At 47.0% G+C, this 17,088-nt stretch carries 16 protein-coding genes, 2 tRNA genes and 2 pseudogenes; 15 read left to right on the forward strand and 5 right to left on the reverse strand.

Annotation, left to right across the window (positions count from 1 at the left end; all coding sequences use genetic code 11):
• The first annotated feature begins 174 nt into the window (after nucleotides 1-174).
• Entirely contained in the window at nucleotides 175-348 is a 174-nt protein-coding gene (locus tag GN241_01940; protein XAT56231.1) for a hypothetical protein, read from the forward strand.
• A 26-nt stretch (nucleotides 349-374) separates the two neighbouring features.
• On the opposite strand, the gene GN241_01945 is transcribed toward GN241_01940, so the two are convergent.
• The gene (locus GN241_01945) at nucleotides 375-578 is read right to left on the reverse strand and encodes a DUF1415 family protein (protein ID XAT56232.1); all 204 of its coding nucleotides are present in this window, start codon (nucleotides 576-578) and stop codon (nucleotides 375-377) included.
• Nucleotides 579-1,134: 556 nt separating this feature from the next.
• Here GN241_01945 and GN241_01950 point away from each other — a divergent pair.
• The 4 genes from GN241_01950 (at nucleotide 1,135) to GN241_01965 (ending at nucleotide 4,649) form a co-directional block, all read left to right on the forward strand.
• Nucleotides 1,135-2,328 carry an MFS transporter gene (locus GN241_01950; protein XAT56233.1) on the forward strand — a complete coding sequence of 398 codons (1,194 nt, stop codon included), beginning with the start codon at nucleotides 1,135-1,137 and terminating at the stop codon, nucleotides 2,326-2,328.
• A 244-nt stretch (nucleotides 2,329-2,572) separates the two neighbouring features.
• Nucleotides 2,573-3,418: an EamA family transporter gene (locus GN241_01955; protein XAT59145.1), complete on the forward strand. Its 846-nt coding sequence runs from the start codon at nucleotides 2,573-2,575 to the stop codon at nucleotides 3,416-3,418.
• A gap of 196 nt (nucleotides 3,419-3,614) precedes the next feature.
• A complete protein-coding gene (locus GN241_01960; GenBank protein XAT56234.1) occupies nucleotides 3,615-3,791 on the forward strand; it encodes a hypothetical protein in 177 nt (58 codons plus the stop codon).
• Between the two features lie 705 nt (nucleotides 3,792-4,496).
• The gene (locus GN241_01965; protein ID XAT56235.1) at nucleotides 4,497-4,649 is read left to right on the forward strand and encodes a hypothetical protein; all 153 of its coding nucleotides are present in this window, start codon (nucleotides 4,497-4,499) and stop codon (nucleotides 4,647-4,649) included.
• Between the two features lie 47 nt (nucleotides 4,650-4,696).
• On the opposite strand, the gene GN241_01970 is transcribed toward GN241_01965, so the two are convergent.
• Nucleotides 4,697-5,986, reverse strand: a complete 1,290-nt coding sequence (locus GN241_01970; GenBank protein ID XAT59146.1) for a tyrosine-type recombinase/integrase — start codon at nucleotides 5,984-5,986, stop codon at nucleotides 4,697-4,699.
• Between the two features lie 184 nt (nucleotides 5,987-6,170).
• Nucleotides 6,171-6,257 (reverse strand) — tRNA-Leu (locus GN241_01975).
• 138 nt (nucleotides 6,258-6,395) lie between these two features.
• Between GN241_01975 and GN241_01980 the strand changes: the two genes are divergently transcribed.
• The 3 genes from GN241_01980 to GN241_01990 all read left to right on the forward strand — a co-directional run bounded on the left by GN241_01980 (nucleotide 6,396) and on the right by GN241_01990 (nucleotide 8,980).
• A complete protein-coding gene (locus tag GN241_01980) occupies nucleotides 6,396-7,379 on the forward strand; it encodes an NAD-dependent epimerase/dehydratase family protein (protein ID XAT56236.1) in 984 nt (327 codons plus the stop codon).
• Between the two features lie 185 nt (nucleotides 7,380-7,564).
• Nucleotides 7,565-8,587 (forward strand): aspartate-semialdehyde dehydrogenase, encoded by a 1,023-nt coding sequence (locus GN241_01985; protein XAT56237.1) that lies wholly within the window; start codon nucleotides 7,565-7,567, stop codon nucleotides 8,585-8,587.
• Nucleotides 8,588-8,800: 213 nt separating this feature from the next.
• Nucleotides 8,801-8,980, forward strand: coding sequence for a hypothetical protein (locus tag GN241_01990; protein XAT56238.1), 180 nt, complete (start codon nucleotides 8,801-8,803; stop codon nucleotides 8,978-8,980).
• Nucleotides 8,981-9,074: 94 nt separating this feature from the next.
• Here GN241_01990 and GN241_01995 read toward each other — a convergent pair whose 3' ends face one another.
• Nucleotides 9,075-9,725: a carbonic anhydrase gene (locus GN241_01995; GenBank protein XAT56239.1), complete on the reverse strand. Its 651-nt coding sequence runs from the start codon at nucleotides 9,723-9,725 to the stop codon at nucleotides 9,075-9,077.
• A gap of 216 nt (nucleotides 9,726-9,941) precedes the next feature.
• Between GN241_01995 and GN241_02000 the strand changes: the two genes are divergently transcribed.
• The 6 genes and pseudogenes from GN241_02000 (at nucleotide 9,942) to GN241_02025 (ending at nucleotide 15,129) form a co-directional block, all read left to right on the forward strand.
• Entirely contained in the window at nucleotides 9,942-11,327 is a 1,386-nt protein-coding gene (locus tag GN241_02000) for a leucyl aminopeptidase family protein (GenBank protein XAT56240.1), read from the forward strand.
• Entirely contained in the window at nucleotides 11,324-12,160 is an 837-nt protein-coding gene (locus GN241_02005; GenBank protein ID XAT56241.1) for an NLP/P60 hydrolase, read from the forward strand. The genes GN241_02000 and GN241_02005 overlap by 4 nt, the downstream gene beginning before the upstream one ends.
• Nucleotides 12,161-12,473: 313 nt before the next feature.
• A tRNA-Met gene (locus GN241_02010) sits at nucleotides 12,474-12,550 on the forward strand.
• 132 nt (nucleotides 12,551-12,682) lie between these two features.
• A pseudogene (locus GN241_02015) lies at nucleotides 12,683-13,315 on the forward strand (site-specific integrase).
• A 12-nt stretch (nucleotides 13,316-13,327) separates the two neighbouring features.
• Nucleotides 13,328-14,254: a tyrosine-type recombinase/integrase gene (locus GN241_02020; protein ID XAT59147.1), complete on the forward strand. Its 927-nt coding sequence runs from the start codon at nucleotides 13,328-13,330 to the stop codon at nucleotides 14,252-14,254.
• Nucleotides 14,255-14,346: 92 nt separating this feature from the next.
• Nucleotides 14,347-15,129: a YdcF family protein gene (locus tag GN241_02025; protein ID XAT56242.1), complete on the forward strand. Its 783-nt coding sequence runs from the start codon at nucleotides 14,347-14,349 to the stop codon at nucleotides 15,127-15,129.
• A gap of 7 nt (nucleotides 15,130-15,136) precedes the next feature.
• Here GN241_02025 and GN241_02030 read toward each other — a convergent pair whose 3' ends face one another.
• A complete protein-coding gene (locus GN241_02030; protein ID XAT56243.1) occupies nucleotides 15,137-15,703 on the reverse strand; it encodes a tyrosine-type recombinase/integrase in 567 nt (188 codons plus the stop codon).
• Nucleotides 15,704-16,444: 741 nt separating this feature from the next.
• On the opposite strand from GN241_02030, the pseudogene GN241_02035 reads away from it, so the two are divergent.
• A pseudogene (locus GN241_02035) lies at nucleotides 16,445-17,076 on the forward strand (site-specific integrase).
• Nucleotides 17,077-17,088: the final 12 nt, after the last annotated feature.

A 17,088-nucleotide genomic window follows, 5' to 3' on the forward strand; every position in this document is an offset into this window, starting at 1 on the left:
TTTTTTAGGCCTTTGCAACGAACCAAAAATTCAATTTTTTTGAGCAAGAAAAATACTCAAAAATTGACCAGTTAAGCTTTTTGAATGCGTAAATAGTCAGAAACCTGACAACAAAACAAAACCGGAGTAAAAAACCGAGGGTATAGAAAACGCTCATTTGGGCGCTTCACAGCGATGAAACAGCCATTATGTTTTATCGCTTTCTTTGTAAAAGATCGCGATACTACTTTTTGGGATTTACCCACTGAATACAGAAATAATTTTTTCAGTCGTGGCACCAAGCTGTTTAAAAAAATAAACCTTGTCGCGCCGCGTTATACGATAAGGGCACTCAAAGCCGCATTCTGATATGCTTCACAATGCCCAAAATTTTTTTATTTCCCCCAAGGACAAAGAGCTTCAACCTTTTGGCGGCCCAGTTTATTCAATGTTTTTATGTTTTCTGCGTAAATCTTCTCAGGCTCTGAAACATGGGCCAGGGCTCTACTCAGGTGAGCTTGCCGCAGAATATGTATGATTGGATAGGGCGCACGATTGGTAAAGTGGCTTAGATCATCCGCTGGCACCCCCTCGATCAAATCGTCAAATCTGCCCCAAAGGCGCTGACGTTAGACACTAATTTATCTTTCTATTCTTAATACATAAATAAAAAACACCTCAGGAAAGGCTCCTAAGGCAGGGTTAAGGGATAAGCTGTAAGGGGTAATTCGTAAGACGTAGTATGTAAGTCGTAATATATAATATATAATACATAAGGGTTTGGGTGTTCCCAACACCCTGTCAGCTTAGAACAAACTACACTACAATTTATTCTTTATCGTCTGCCATTAGAGCTGTCTTTATTGCCATAGCTTTAGCATATTTTTTCTACGTCACTGGGGTTGCTCTCTGATGCCCTCTTTAAGCACTTCCTTTTTTGATACCCCTCTTATGCTTAGCCCTTCAGCTGTCTCCTCGTGCCACTCTGGGGCACTTTGGTTTTCTTTCACTTACGATCAGCACTGACTTTTACAACTGAATTTCCTCTGGCATAACATTGGCTGAATTATCGGACGAAATGTTTGAGGCTTTAAACATCTTATGTATTGATGTCATTAATAGCGGTACATCCCAAGCACTTTAAGGATAAATAATTTGACGCCGGCAACACGCTCCAAGACATATTTCTCCGTGCTGGTAATACTAGGAACAACGCATCTTCTTAACGATCTGATGCAATCACTGATTCCAGCCTCGTATCCAATTCTCAAGGAATCCTATGGACTTGATTTTATTCAAATCGGCCTCATCACTTTTACGTTTCAGATAGCTGGTGCCCTATTACAACCGATAATCGGCATGGCAACTGACAGATATCCAGCACCGTATTCGCCGGTGGCAGGAATGATGTTCACTCTGTCAGGTCTCGTCAACCTCGCTTTTGCACAGACTTATGAGATGATCCTTATCTCCGTAGCGTTAATCGGAATAGGATCGTCAATTTTTCACCCTGAGGCAACGCGAATGGCTCGCTATGCCGCTGGGAGCCAACAAGGTTTGGCACAGGGCATTTTTCAAGTGGGCGGGCAAGCTGGTGGAGCACTTGGCCCAGTGTTTGCCGCGCTGGTTATCGTGCCATGGGGACAGCCTAGCTTAGCTTGGTTTGCCGTTCTTGCCCTTTTAGCGAGCATATTTTTAATTTGGATCGGCAGTAAACAGCGCAAGATAAGCGCCGAATTTTTGAACATGCTGACCCACCGCAAATCGGCGTTCGGGGAGCCAGTCCACCCGCCTGTAATCATTAGTATTGGTCTTGCTGTTCTAACTTTCTTGATGTTTTCTAAAAATCTGTACGGAGAAAGCTTCCGTTCCTTCTACACATTCTACTTGATCGAACGCTTCGGGCTTTCCATTCCCGCTTCACAGATGATGTTATTTGTGTTTCTGATTTCAGCGGCTTTGGGCGTCTTGATTGGTGGCATCATTGGCGATCGGATCGGGCGTTATCGCATCATATGGATTTCGATACTGGGTCCATTGCCGCTGACGTTAGTCCTGCCCTACGCTGACCTTTTTTGGACCGGCATGCTTACGGTCATGATCAACCTAATCATGGCCAGTGCATTCGCATCAATCTTGATCTACGCGATAGACCTTCTGCCCAATCGGATCGGATTAATTGGCGGGCTATTTTACGGATTAAACTTTGGACTTGGAGGCGTAGCAGCTGGTTTTCTTGGGATGCTTACGGAAAACTACGGTGTCGAGACAGTATATCTGATCTGTTCTTTCATACCCCTTGCTGGACTTCTTACCTGGTTCTTACCTCGGATCGACGAACGAGATTAACTTACACTCTCGGATAAATGGATTGAATTATAACTATCTTCACATTCCTTTTTCTGTTCCCTTTCGCTTAATCTTTTAGGTGTCTTCCCTGGCTACCCTGGAGTACGCTGGTGTAGGTCTAATTTTAAGCGGCTTTACGGTCTCTAGACTATTGTGATTGCGGGAATGGTAGATTTAGTTCATGGCTTGATCTGTATCGCTTTAGGTTCATTTCTTGTCATCAAATGCTAAGTCCATCTTATTCATGTTGGGAGCCGTGTTTTTGTTCACGGTTATGGATGCTATTGCCAAACAGCTCACCAAAGAGGTTGGGCTCATACAGACCATTTGGGTGCGTTACACAGGACAAGCTCTGCTGGTCTTTTTGATTGTTCTGCCAAGACTTCGAGAGGTGGCTAAGTCTCAGTATCCCAAGCTTCAGTTATTACGTTCTGTCGTTTTAATGGCTGCCACCTGCTTATTCTTTTTAAGCATTTCAAAGATTGGGTTGGCAGAAGCTACCGCTATTATGGACATTAATCCTGTCTTAATCACTTTAGGAGCTTTTCTCTTTCTCGGCGAGAAAATTGGTCCCAGGCGGATTTTAGGTATCATTGCATCTATGATTGGAGCATTAATTATTATCCGTCCCGGTACTGATGTATTTACAGTCTATGCAGTTCTACCTCTCGTCGCAGCGGTTTGCTACACGACGTACAATCTTACCACTCGCTTCGTAGGAAACCGGGAAAGCCCCTGGACCTCTTTGTTGTATAGCGCTCTGTTTGGAGCCGTAGTATTTAGCTGCATGGTACCATTCTTCTGGCAACCTGTAAGCCTATTTTCAGCTGGCCTAATGGTACTACTCAGCCTCTGCGGGACCTTTTCTCAGCTCTTTCTTATAAGAGCACTGGCCATCGGCGAGGCTAGTTTATTGGCCCCATTCGCTTACGTTGGGCTTATCTACGCTACCATATGGGGTTTGGTATTCTTTGGAGAATTTCCAGATGAATGGTCAATTATTGGAGCCATCATCATTGCTATTTCTGGTTTTTATGTTTGGTATCGAGATACATTTGGTAGCAAATCAGAAGCTGAAGACGCCAATTAGCTCCGTTAAGCCCATACCTTTTCCATGTGTTACCGCATGAACTCTTAGACTTAATTGGGGTTTTCAGGGCGCGATTAGTGAACGTAAATTTTGCGACGTAAGGTCACTTCTTTTCAAAATAAATACAGTGAATTATACATTGTACCAGTAGCCAACAGATATTTTGAATGCATACCAGCGATAAGGAGTTGGTCGTATGAATAAGTCTGTAAACTTGGATCTTAAATATCTTATACTTGATCATTGCAAAGAGGTTCTTAAAACCGATTATGATCTTGAAGCTCTTGCTTATGCCAAACGCAGGCAATTTTTGGATGACGAAGGTAATGTAACTTCCGCAGGTCAGACTTTGTTAATGTTTCGTCAAACCTAGAAACTTCAGCTTAGCGTCAAAATCTATATGCAATTTATGATCATTTATTAATCTTAGCATGAAATTTTGAATAAACTTTAAGCTCCAAACTGCGGCAAATCAGCTGTACCCACTGTTATACTATCAGTTCAATTCTGATATCTCACCTCTATCATTTAATTGTCTTAGCAAGCTATGGGAGGCTTGTGATGCAAAAAATGAAACAAAAATCAGATTTTATAGGGCCGATATGCCCTCCTGAGTATCTAGCACCAGAACTAAAAATAGTTTTTTTGAAAGCTGTATATAAAGACTGGTGGGTCGAAGATTAAACTCTTAATTAGCCCCGGTCGCCATCAATTTTTGGTTTACGCAATATAATTTTATCAGGCTGCACCATGCCCTAAACATGAAACTACTTATTCCAGAACCCTTACCATAGAATACAAAATGAATGGGTAAATATAGGTGGCTGGACAGGGCGATGGGATCGCTACTTAAATGCTCACTTATGGATGTCTTGGGAGCTATAACACACCTCTTCTATGCGCTTTCGCTTAGGATATGGGCCCTTAGCACAGTGGTGCCGTTAAGTGAGAGTTCTTAATTTATTTATATGTTTAAAAATGAGACGTAGAAAAAATAAAAAGCATACTTATCATTTTAAACCTGTTACTCTTTATCTGGGAATAGAAGTTTAGCCACTTCTAGCTAAAGGGAAAACTAATGAAAGAACGGACCTGTGGAGGTTTGGGGGGCTCACCTTGTGTAGCTTGCCAACTTATTAATGATGCCAAAATTCAAGCAGAGTTGTCAAAATTAGATATTAAAGATGTAGTTGATAAACTGATTGAAGTAGGTTGGAAAAAAGTTTTCTAGAATAGGGTAAAAATCTCTTGTTCGATGCTGATTTGGGTTAAAGCGTTTTAAGCCCACACTTTCTTCATATGCCCTCGCATGACATCTAGGGCATAGCCTGAGCCATAGTTCGCAGCGACTGTGTTTGAACCATGCCCTAGTATGGCCATGGAGATGGCCTCCGGGCAGCCTGTATTCCTCAGCTTGTCCTTCATGCGGTGGCGTAGCGAATGCATCGTGAGCTTCTTGTCTGTGATTATGGTTCTGAGGCGCTTCATGAGCATGGCTGAGCAGTTATCCCCTCCACGCTCCTTTGCGTATTGGGGAAAGAGAGGTGCCTCAGGATCTTTGCCTTGGGATACTTCCTCAAGGGCTTTAATAGCCTCTGGCGAGAGTGGCACAGAGCGCTGCGAGTTATTGGTCTTTAGTGTTCTCCAGGGGGTGGGGGATATGATTAAACATTCTTTTTCAGTGTCACAGTCTTTGATCCTCAGGCCTGCTATCTCTGATACTCTACAACCGGTATCTCTCAGAAAAACAAACAGCGCCCAAGCTGTTGTATCATTCGAGTAAGCTGTCTCTAAATGAACGACCTGAGTATCACTCAGCGGTAGCCTATCTAGCTTACTTGCACCCGCACCTTTAATGCGAAGGTTGGTAAAAACATTGGGGATGTTGAGACTATGCTCCACGATTGCATGGTTAATAGCCGTTCTCACAACCCCCAGCATTCTAACAGCGCTATTGGCAGACAGACGGCTTAGTAGGTGATCCCGAAGGTCATTGGCATCTTGCCTGCTGATGTTACTAAGCGAGACATACTTAAGCTTCTGCTTGCCATAGATGTGCTGCATGTCTTTGCGCAGCCTTTCAACCCGCTGCGTAATTTCCTTTTCTGCTTTGGGTGTATCTGACTTATAAGCAACGTAGTCTTTAAGTGCCGTCTCAAGCGTTATGACCTCTTGCTTTAACTTGCCTGAATACACCTGTTCTACAATCTCTGAAGGTAGCTTTTGCTTATGCAGAGCCTTACCCAACTCATTAAGCGCATCCTCAATCTCAGAATACTCAGGTACGGCATTGGCCAGTACCATATCGGCCACTTCATCGCCCAGCGCACCCCTAATAATCTCAATACTGCGCTCTCGTGCTGACTTCTCTTTCTCACCTTCTAGCAGTGCTTCGATTCGAGCATGTATCAGCGGCAGGTTTTGCATGGCTTCTTTGTAGCTATCCCCAAGCTGGCGATAGAGCGTTGCTTTCCCGATCAGGGCTCTAAGATGCAAAGGAACGTTGCGTTTATATCGAAAGCTGCCATTGGCACGGCGAAATACATAGCGTGGGAGTTTAAGCGGCATATCATCACTCATAGCTGTTAGCTTTGAGACTTAGCTGCCCTGTTGCAAGTAAAACCGGTGGTTTAACGCTGACTATTTAACGAACAGTTTCGACAAACTGGTCCTGCAAGCGGTCCCAAAAGTGGTCCTCTATAGATTTATCCTACTGTTTTTGCTTGTTTTATTTCATATTCTAATAGAATTTTGGTGCCCAGGAGAGGACTCGAACCTCCACGTCCATACAGACACTAGCACCTGAAGCTAGCGCGTCTACCAATTCCGCCACCTGGGCACTCACCATCTTTGTGCGTGTAGCTATAGCGATTTGTGGAGTCAACGCGTTTCTGGGTTTTCCTCAGATATTTGCATCTTGCTCAGAGGCGATAGCCAGAGTATTCAAGCCCGCAAGGAACAATCGTTGGAGAAGCCTATGTCGCAATTGGTAACCATCTTTGGAGGCTCGGGGTTTGTCGGGCGCTATATTGCACGTCGTATGGCGAAACAAGGATGGCGCGTCAGGGTTGCTGTGCGGCGTCCGAATGAGGCTCTATTCGTCAAATCATACGGAGCGGTCGGGCAAGTTGAACCTGTTTTTTGCAATATCCGCGACGATGGCAGCGTGACAGCCACTTTGGAAAACGCCGATGCGACGGTGAATTGCGTTGGAACGTTTGATCGCTTGGGAAAGAATAATTTTAAAGCGGTTCAGGAAGACGGCGCCGCGCGTATTGCCAGGCTTTCGGCGGCAAACGGTGTGCAAAGCTTGGTGCATATCTCATCCTTGGCCAGCGCAAGCCTTTCGGAAAGTGAGTACGCGCAGAGTAAGCGCGCCGGCGAAGAGGCCGTATTGAGACATATGCCAAAGGCCTATATTTTTAGGCCCTCTGTTGTTTTTGGACCTGAAGATCAGTTTTTCAATCGCTTTGCCTCAATGGCCCAAACAGGGCCTATTTTGCCCTTTGCCGGAGCGGCAACGCGCTTCCAACCGGTTTATGTGGATGATATTGCCCAAGCCGTTGAAATCGCGCTGACGCGGGAAACACCTGCCGGGACTTATGAGCTTGGCGGGCCAGAAATCATTGATTTTGCGGGTTTGATGACTCGTATGTTAGCGGTGATTGAGCGTCGCCGCCTTTTGGTGAATATTCCATTTTTCATGGCGCGGCCGATGGCGGCCGGGTTCGATTTTTTAGAAACGGTCACGCTTAGGCTTTTCAAAAACGGGATCTTAACGCGGGATCAACTGAAAGATTTAACGGTTGATAATATCGTCTCCGAAACCGCTAAAGGATTTGCAGATATGGGAATTGAGCCCACATCCCTTGAGGCGATTTTACCAGAATATCTGTGGTGTTTTCGCCCTTCTGGCCAATATGCGGCGATTAAGTCCTCGGCCAAAAATTTAACCCAGTAAGTATTTTGCCTCCGATTTGGGCGGCCCGGGCAGGCCCTGCGCTGTGGCGCGGCTGAAAGGCCTGCTTGACGGGGGTGATATTCAATTTGAAAGGGCCGCTTTCGCCTTTCCTAACCACACTTGTTGCGTTAGATACCGCCTAACTAAGATCGCAAGCCGTTTAGACGGGGTAAGGAGCTTAAATTATGGGTTATAAAGTTGCTGTTGTTGGCGCCACGGGCAATGTTGGCCGAGAAATTCTGAATATCTTGGCAGAACGGCATTTTCCAATCGATAAAATCGTTGCGCTTGCAAGCAGACGCTCCTTGGGAACCGAATTGAGTTTTGGCGATCAGATTTTATCAACTAAAGATTTGGAACAATTTGACTTTTCTGGATGGGATATCGCACTTTTTGCCGTGGGCTCTGAAGCCACAAAACTGCACGCGCCGCGCGCAGCCAAGGCCGGCTGCGTTGTGATCGATAACAGCTCTTTATATCGCTATGACCCAGATGTTCCGTTGATCGTACCGGAGGTAAATGCGGATGCGATTTTTGGATATTCTAAAAAAAATATAATCGCCAACCCCAATTGCTCAACCGCGCAGATGGTGGTTGCGCTCAAACCGCTTCATGATCGTGCCACCATCAAGCGCGTGGTGGTCAGCACCTACCAATCAGTGTCGGGCAGCGGCAAAGACGCGATTGACGAGCTTTGGAACCAAACCAAAGGCATGTATGTGCCGGGCCAGGAAGTGGCACCAAAAGTCTATCCAAAACAAATCGCCTTTAACGTCATTCCTCATATTGATGTGTTTATGGAAGATGGCACCACCAAGGAAGAATGGAAAATGGTTGCCGAAACCAAAAAGATTATTGATCCGAAAATAAAAGTCACCGCAACATGCGTGCGGGTTCCGGTTTTTGTGGGGCATTCCGAAGCGATTAATATCGAATTTGAAGAGTTCTTGGATGAGGATGAGGCCCGCGACATCCTGCGCGAAGCGCCTGGCTTGATGGTAATCGATAAGCGCGAGGATGGGGGTTATGTCTCACCCGTGGAATGCGTTGGTGATTTCGCAACATTTATCAGCCGCATCCGGCAGGATAGCACCTTAGAAAATGGGTTGAACCTATGGTGCGTGTCTGACAATTTGCGCAAAGGCGCGGCACTCAATGCGGTTCAAATCGCCGAAGTGTTAGGCCAGCGCGTGCTCCAAAAAGCCTGATCCCAAAATATCTGCGCTTTTAGATAGTTTCAGATTATCGCAAAATACGCGTTTTGTAAAAATCCTCTTCCTTAAGTATTATCAATTTGATAAAGAGATTCATCAGCATATAGAGATTATATTAAGGAGTTAAAACGTATCCGAATGTTCGTCTTTGATAGTATTTGCAGTTTGCTATACAGTAACGTATGAGAATTTTTGGACTCGAAGAACATGTCGGCTGATAAAGAGAAAACAGAGCAGACCCATAATTTAATTGCACAATCACTGCGCGCACTGGCCACACCGAAAATGACGAGTGATGAGGTCAAACGTCAATTTTCGCAGGATATTCAAAACGCAAATATTGCGATCATGCGATTAAGACAGACGAAAAACGATAACGCGGCGTGATCTGCTTGCCTCATAGGCACGCAGAAAAACTCAAAACAAGTCTTTGCGGCAGCGCATGGAAGTGTTTTTGTTGCTTAAATTTATTCTGAAAAGCTTAGACAGGCTTAAATCTTTGCGTCGTCGGGTCAAAGGCTTCCAAACTGCCCTCGCCAATATCCGTCCATAAGCCGTGCAAGGATAGCGAACCATCTTGAACCGCCTTTTCTACAAAAGGAAAGGTCATCAAATTTGTCAAAGATGTCAGCACCGCCTGCTTTTCCAAATTTTGAGCCATCTCCTCTTCGGAAGAATGATCTTTGATCGCCTCATATCCCGGCCGCAAAATATCCATCCAACGCCCAACAAAACTGGTTTTCTCTTCAAGCTGCGGTGCGTGGCCCCGGCACATATCCAAGCATCCTTTTACACCGCCACAATTTGAATGCCCCAGAATGATCAATTGCGAGACATTGAGCGCGGTGACCGCGTATTCGACGGCAGCGCTGGTTCCGTGTTGCGACCCATCCGGGCTATAAGGCGGCACCAAATTCGCAATATTTCGATGAATAAAAAACTCACCTTGCTCTGCGCCAAAGATAGATGTGGCATGCACCCGCGAGTCACAACAGGAAATAATCATGGCTCTTGGGCGCTGGCCCTCAGTGGCCAATCGCTTATACCAGGCCTGGTTTTCGGAAAAGTTCGTCGCGAACCATCCATGATAGCGTTGAATGAGATAGGCGGGAAGCGGTTTGACAAAATCCATAAGCGGGGGCCTTTCTAGACAAAGATAAACGCATCTACGCAGTGGCGATAACAGAGGCGAAGATGATCTGCCATATCTGTTCTTTTGCCACCGTCATTGTTACTATCAGACGGTGTTAAAATATTTCAACCCCTGCTGTCTGATCGTATTTGACATGCGACCGCGGCGGCAAAGACTAAGCGCGCGTTCTGCGCCAAACCGAAGGAAACGCGCCCTATGACGCTCGAGTTTATATCAGAAGATCACGCTTCTATTCCTGTTCTGTTATGCAACAGTGACACTATTAATGAGGTAGTGGCGGGCCTAGCGGCGCCCGCCCAGCGCTGGATCGCCCAGCAGGGGTTTACCGGCGGTTTTGGTGAAGCTGTGCTGTGCCCAACTGCGAGCGGTGAAGCAGAACTTGCAATTTTGGGGCTGGGCGATACGCAAAGCCGGGCGCGAAACCGCTTTGTATTGGCCGCCGCCGCTGCAAAATTACCAGGCGGTGTCTATAAGCTGCCCGAGCCCGTGCCTTTAGAGAACGCGGAATATGAAGTTTTAGGCTGGTTGCTTTTGGGCTATGCGTTTGAGCGGTATCGCTCAACGTCACGGGTGCTGCCTCGATTAATCGCACCGTCCGGTATGGATAAAGGGCATATCGAAAGCTTGGCAAAATCTGAAGCTCTGTGCCGTGATCTGATCAATACGCCCGCGTCTGATATGGGCCCCGCCGAGATTGAGGTGGTCGCCCGTCAGCTGGCGGTGCAATATCACGGAACTTTGGATGTGATCATTGGCGAGGCTTTGATCGATCAGAATTTTCCTATGATTCACGCCGTTGGGCGGGCTTCGCCGAACGCGCCGCGCTTAATCGATCTGGGCTTTGGAACGACGGGGCCGAAACTGACATTGGTGGGCAAAGGCGTATGCTTTGATACAGGAGGCCTAAATTTAAAGCCCGGATCCTCGATGGGATTGATGAAAAAGGATATGGGCGGCGCCGCCCATGCGCTGGCTTTGGCGCAGTTAATCTTGGATTTAAATTTACCCCTGCAGTTGCGGGTCTTGATCCCGGCGGTTGAAAACGCGGTCTCGGGGGCATCTTTCAGACCGCAAGATATTTTGATCTCGCGCAAAGGGCTTAGCGTTGAAATCAACAATACAGATGCAGAAGGAAGATTGGTGCTTGGCGATGCGCTGAGCTATGCCAGCGAAGACCAGCCGGATTTAATTGTTTCACTGGCAACATTGACGGGCGCCGCGCGGGTGGCGCTGGGCCCGCAGCTGGCGCCTTTTTACACCAATCAGGATGCAATTTCCGAGATGTTGATGCAGGCGGGTAAAACCAGTCTTGATCCGCTATGGCGACTGCCGTTTTGGGAGGGCTATGAGCCGATGATTGAACCTGGTATTGCGGATCTAGACAATGCGCCCGCAGGCGGGTTTGCAGGCTCGATTACGGCGGCCCTTTTCTTAAGGCGGTTTGTCGCAGAGGCCGATAAATACATACATTTCGATATTTACGGTTGGGCGCCAAAGGCCGCCGCAGGCATCACGAAGGGGGGAACATCGCAAGGCATCCGTGCGCTCGCCTCGGCTTTGCCGAAACTTCTTTCGTTATGAGAGATCCCAGACTTTTAGCCTGTAACGGCCGCGTGGCTGCGCTTGACCTGAAAGGCAAAGTGCAGGCCGAGCGATTTGTTGAAGGCTGGCCGCAACAAGTTGCGGGTGGCCTTGGCAATTTATGCAGCGCCCCTGCGGGCGCGCTGCAGCGGCAACTCTATCCCGGAGAACAAGTAACCGTCTATGACGAGCATGCGGGGTGGAGTTTTGTAAAAGCCCGCGCGCATGGTTATGTTGGATATATACAATCACAGCAACTTCGACCCCCAAACCAAGCGCCAAGCACGCATTATATCTCGGTGCCAATCAGCCATTCTTATGGGCAGTGTGATATGAAGTCGGGCATCACAGGGCTCTTGGTGATGGGCAGTCAACTGCAAAACCTACAGGAGGAGACTGGTTTTATAAAAACCCAGTTCGGCTGGGTGCCCAAACAACATGTTCAGGCGCTAACCGATCCGCCGTCAGACCCGGTGGCCGTTGCGGAACAATTGCTCGGCGTTCCCTATCTTTGGGGGGGCGACAGCGCATTGGGAATTGATTGCTCGGGCCTTGTTCGATTGAGTCACATGATTTGCGCGTATAACTGCCCGGCTGACAGTGATTTACAACAGCGCGCGTTGGGGGCCGTTTTACCGCCAGATGCAGCGTTGCAACGCGGCGATCTCGTGTTTTGGAAAGGCCATGTGGCGCTGATGGTCAGCGAAGCAAAGTTGATTCATGCCAATGCGCATCGAATGTCTGTAACTTATGAAACTTTATCAGAGGCTATCTCTCGTATCGCATTGGCCGGTGAGGGCGATGTTATTTTGAAAAAGCGGCTGTTCCTTTGACGTAGCGGTGGAGAACGGGCAAAGTTGAACGGTTGAGCAAATTTGCGCGGAATAAAAAAGCGTGATTTGCTTTAAACGTGACGAATTGATGTGATTTTTAGTGAAGTTTGCAGCGATAATCAGGGGCAACCCTGCGCCCTAATAAAAAAGTGTGAATTTTTGCTAAGCTATCCGCTAGCAGTTGGTCTATGTAGGAAAGCCGCTGCCTTAATCAGTGTTCCCAGCGGTTTGCAGCCTTGAGAACTGTATTAAGCGGCATATGTTGGATAATGAACTTGACCTAGTTTAGGAATAAGCCTAAATCGAGCGCGTTGGCGGAGTAGCTCAGGTGGTTAGAGCAGCGGAATCATAATCCGCGTGTCGGGGGTTCAAGTCCCTCCTCCGCTACCAAAATCCCTTTATAATCAGTGACTTAATATTTCGGTTGACGCGTTTTGCGCGTAGCACACCTCTAGCACACTTTTTCACTCGCTTTCTGAGAATTATGAGTGCAGAATCACAGTGTTAAACACGGTGATTGTATTGCCTAAACTGAACCCAAATACGCCCACGTTGATGGATGGTGAGGTTCGTCTCTTTAAACGTAAACGCAGCTCAATTTGGCAAGTTGTATTTATGATGGACGGACGACAAGTCCGTGTGAGCACCAAGAAGCGCATCTTGCAGGATGCTACAGACGCGGCGCGCGAGATTTACCTTGATTATCGCTTTCGCCAAAAGAACGGCTTGCCTGTTATCTCCAAACGGTTTGCTGATGTCGCTGCACTGTGTAGAGCAACCATGAAAGAGCAGCTTGAGAATGGTGTAGGCAAGAAGAGCTTTCGTGATTACATCATCGTGATTGATAAGTATCTGGTTCCCTTCTTTGGAGATCTCTTTGTCACCAGTATTGATTATGAGATGTTGCAAAAGTTTGCGCGCTGGCGTGAAGAGAAGATGGGTCGAGAGCCAAGAGCCTCTACATTGAATACCCATAACTCTGCACTCAATCGGATCTTTGATGAAGCCGTGGCACGTGGATATATGAACAAGTCTCAGATCCCTGTGCTGGTGAACAAAGGGCGGGACAGCGTTCGCAGGCCTGACTTCACCAGAGAAGAATATGCGACACTCATTCGCAAACTGCCCAGTTGGATTGATGCAGGGCGAGAGGGTAAGTCACGTGACATGCGCCATCTGCTGCGTGACTACATTCTTATTCTGGCAAACACGGGCATGCGGCATGGAACAGAAGCTAATAACCTGCGCTGGAAACACATCAGCCTCTTTGAAGACAAGGGCCTTAAATACCTGGAAATGAGTGTTTCGGGCAAAACAGGTCGCCGTGACATTATCTGTCGGGCAGGGACCATAAACTATCTCAAGCGCATTCAAAGCAGATGCCCCGATATTGCGCATTTGAGTTTTGAGCAACTGATTAAGTCAAAACGAGACGAGCCTGTCTTCCGGCTGCCAGATGGGACTGCCAGTGCGAACCTGCGGCAGACGTTTAGGATCCTCATGAGGGATACTGGATTACTCACCTGTCCAAGAACAGGACAGGATCGCACTCTATATAGCTTACGCCATACTTACGCTACATTCTCGCTTCTTAACGATGGCATGGACGTGCACACGCTTGCTGTACAAATGGGGACCTCTATTTTGATGATAGAGCGCCACTACAGTCATCTCACACCGCGCCTTAAGAAAGAAATGCTTACGGGCAAGCGCTATGACACGCCTTATGATGAATACAAAGCAGAGCGGGTACAGGGCTTCTCCATATCCGAGGATGACTTACACAGTCCCGTAAATGATGCCATTGAAGAAAGCCTACCCGATGAACCTGAAGAACAGCCCGAAGAAATCACAAAGGGTTCAGAGCCAACACCTTTAGCAGACAACCAATCAAGCGATAAAAAAACCCAAGCCAGCCTAAAGGCGCTGGATATGCTCGACAAAGGGCTGCTCACAGAGCGAGCGGCATTAGCTGCAATTGGGACACATGAAGAAAGTTACAGTGTTCCGCCTGACGTTCGGATTAAAGCGCTCGAGCTTGTGGAGTATGGGAAATTATCCGAGCGAGGGTTGGTCGCTATTTTAGGGGTTTGATGTTGCCCTCACAGCAATTCTACTGCTTTTTAAGTCTGATCTGAACCCATAACAATGTATAGTCGATTAATATAAATATGCTATGACGACGCATGGATACTGGATTTTTCATCATTGCAAAAATTGTAGGTGCTTTCTTGCTCGTAGAAACTTGGCTTGTCCTGGCTTTGGTCGGTTTAATGGTTGCACTACTACGTCAAAGTTACCGTACCGCTCTATGGATTACGGGTGTAACGCTGCTCAGTGTGGTTGTCTTATCCGTTTTCCCGCTTGCAGATCCCTTTCTGGCTAGGGTTGAGCAAACCTACTCAGCAAACTCCGCTCCTGAACGTGTAGACGGCATCATTGTGCTAGGTGGTGGTGGAGACCTCAATGTGTCACGCCGCTGGGGTCGACCCGAACTGAGCGAAGGGGGTGATCGCTATGTCGCCGCTTTAGCACTGGCACGCAAATATCCAGAAGCTATAATTTTTTTCACAGGCGGTAGTGGAGCGCTACGCCATGCACTGAGCGCAGCAAAATCTGAAAGCGACTTAGCGCGGGAGTTTTTTGCTGCGCATGGTATCCTAGAACCACGATTATTAATTGAAGGACAGTCACGTAATACGGCTGAAAATGCCCAACTTAGTTATGACATAGTCCAGCCCAAGATTGATACGCACTGGATCCTAATAACCAGCGCATTTCATATGCCGCGTGCAATGCGCAGTTTTGAAACAGCGGGCTGGCCCAATTTGACGGCCTACCCAGTTGATTATCGCACAGCCGCCTTTGCTGATCATATTGGATGGAATTTTGGACGAAACATGCGCAACCTCAATATTGTCATTCGAGAACTTGTGGGCCAGTTGGCATATCGAATTGCCGCTAAATAAGCGCATGTTATAAAAGCTCCACAGCCTCTTTCATCTGATCTGCATTTACGTCGATGTATCTCTGAGTAGTGGAGATATGAGAATGCCCCGCAAGTGCTGCGAGTAATCGTACACCCACTCCCTTGTTTGCCAATCTGGTAATATAGGTTCTACGTCCCGAATGGCTTGAAGCATCCTTAAACCCACAGTTTTTCAAAATGTCCAAAAACAGCTGACACATTGTATTGGGTGAGAAGTGACCGCCTTTTTGGCTTTCAAACAGTGGACGATCTAAGTTGCTCAGGTTTTTATCGAGCCCATAGTCATCGAGTGCTTTTGCCAGACGCTTATTGATAAACACGCTGCGCCGCTGCCCGCCTTTGGTTTGGTCCGTTTCTAAAGTAAACTGCTCACGCACACGACCTTCGGCGTCAAACACGTCACCCAGTTTAAGTGCAGCTATTTCTTTAGCACGAAGTCCAGCAAAAAAGCTTACCATAAAAATAGCTGTGTCCCGATTGGCGTGCCGTCTTGTGCGGCAGTAGTGCAGTACCTTGCGAAACTGTGCCTCATTCAGTGTTTGTGCGTGTTTCATGTGCAGTTCCCCGAAAATCTCATCTTCTACTTGCAAACACTGTAGTGTCTGAGGTTTGGGCTGGGCGACCGAAATCTGCTCCGCAGCGCCACCTTTTTTGGGTGTTTTTCGGGGAAAATCTCACAATATGTATGGTTCAATGGCACATGATGAGATTTCATTTTGAGCTCACTTTTTAAATCTTATTAAAGTTTAATTATTTCAATAGCTTATGCGAAAATCTCATACAATATGCGTTACATGAGATTTTGGTTCCTGTGATACAGCTGAGATGAAAGCCCTGCGTTCTTGTCTTTGGAGCAAGCAACAGAACACGGAATCCAAACGACGCGCGGTTAGCGAGAGTCACATTTCTTTGGGTTAAATTGAGACGTGCAATGGCGGGGAAATATTTGACGGAAAAAAGCATATTTATTTGCGTTCTGAGTTTAACAGGGGCATGATTTTCGTGTTGAACACGGTGATCGCATAGTCTGCGTGTCGTAGTTTAGCGCACTTTTTAACACACCGTAGGAATATGCAAATAAGTCATTGTAGTTATATAGTTTATTTAAAATATATTTCATCATAATCCGCGTGTCGGGGGTTCAAGTCCCTCCTCCGCTACCAAAATCCCTTTATAATCAGTGACTTAATATTTCGGTTGACGCGTTTTGCGCGTAGCACACCTCTAGCACACTTTTTCACTCGCTTTCTGAGAATTATGAGTGCAGAATCACAGTGTTAAACACGGTGATTGTATTGCCTAAACTGAACCCAAATACGCCCACGTTGATGGATGGTGAGGTTCGTCTCTTTAAACGTAAACGCAGCTCAATTTGGCAAGTTGTATTTATGATGGACGGACGACAAGTCCGTGTGAGCACCAAGAAGCGCATCTTGCAGGATGCTACAGACGCGGCGCGCGAGATTTACCTTGATTATCGCTTCCCCAAAAGAACGGCTTGCCTGTTATCTCCAAACGGTTTGCTGATGTCGCTGCACTGTGTAGAGCAACCATGAAAGAGCAGCTTGAGAATGGTGTAGGCAAGAAGAGCTTTCGTGATTACATCATCGTGATTGATAAGTATCTGGTTCCCTTCTTTGGAGATCTCTTTGTCACCAGTATTGATTATGAGATGTTGCAAAAGTTTGCGCGCTGGCGTGAAGAGAAGATGGGGCGAGAGCCAAGAGCGTCCACATTAAATACCCATAACTCTGCACTTAATCGGATCTTCGATGAAGCCGTGGCACGTGGATACATGAATAAGTCTCAGATCCCTGTATTGGTGAATAAGGGACGGGATAGCGTTCGTCGGCCTGATTTCACCAGAGAAGAATATGCGACGCTCATTCGCAAACTGCCCAGTTGGATTGATGCAGGGCGAGAGGGTAAGTCACGTGAC

Source organism: Rhodobacteraceae bacterium IMCC1335, from assembly GCA_039640495.1.
Classification (GTDB): Bacteria; Pseudomonadota; Alphaproteobacteria; order Rhodobacterales; family Rhodobacteraceae; genus Thalassovivens.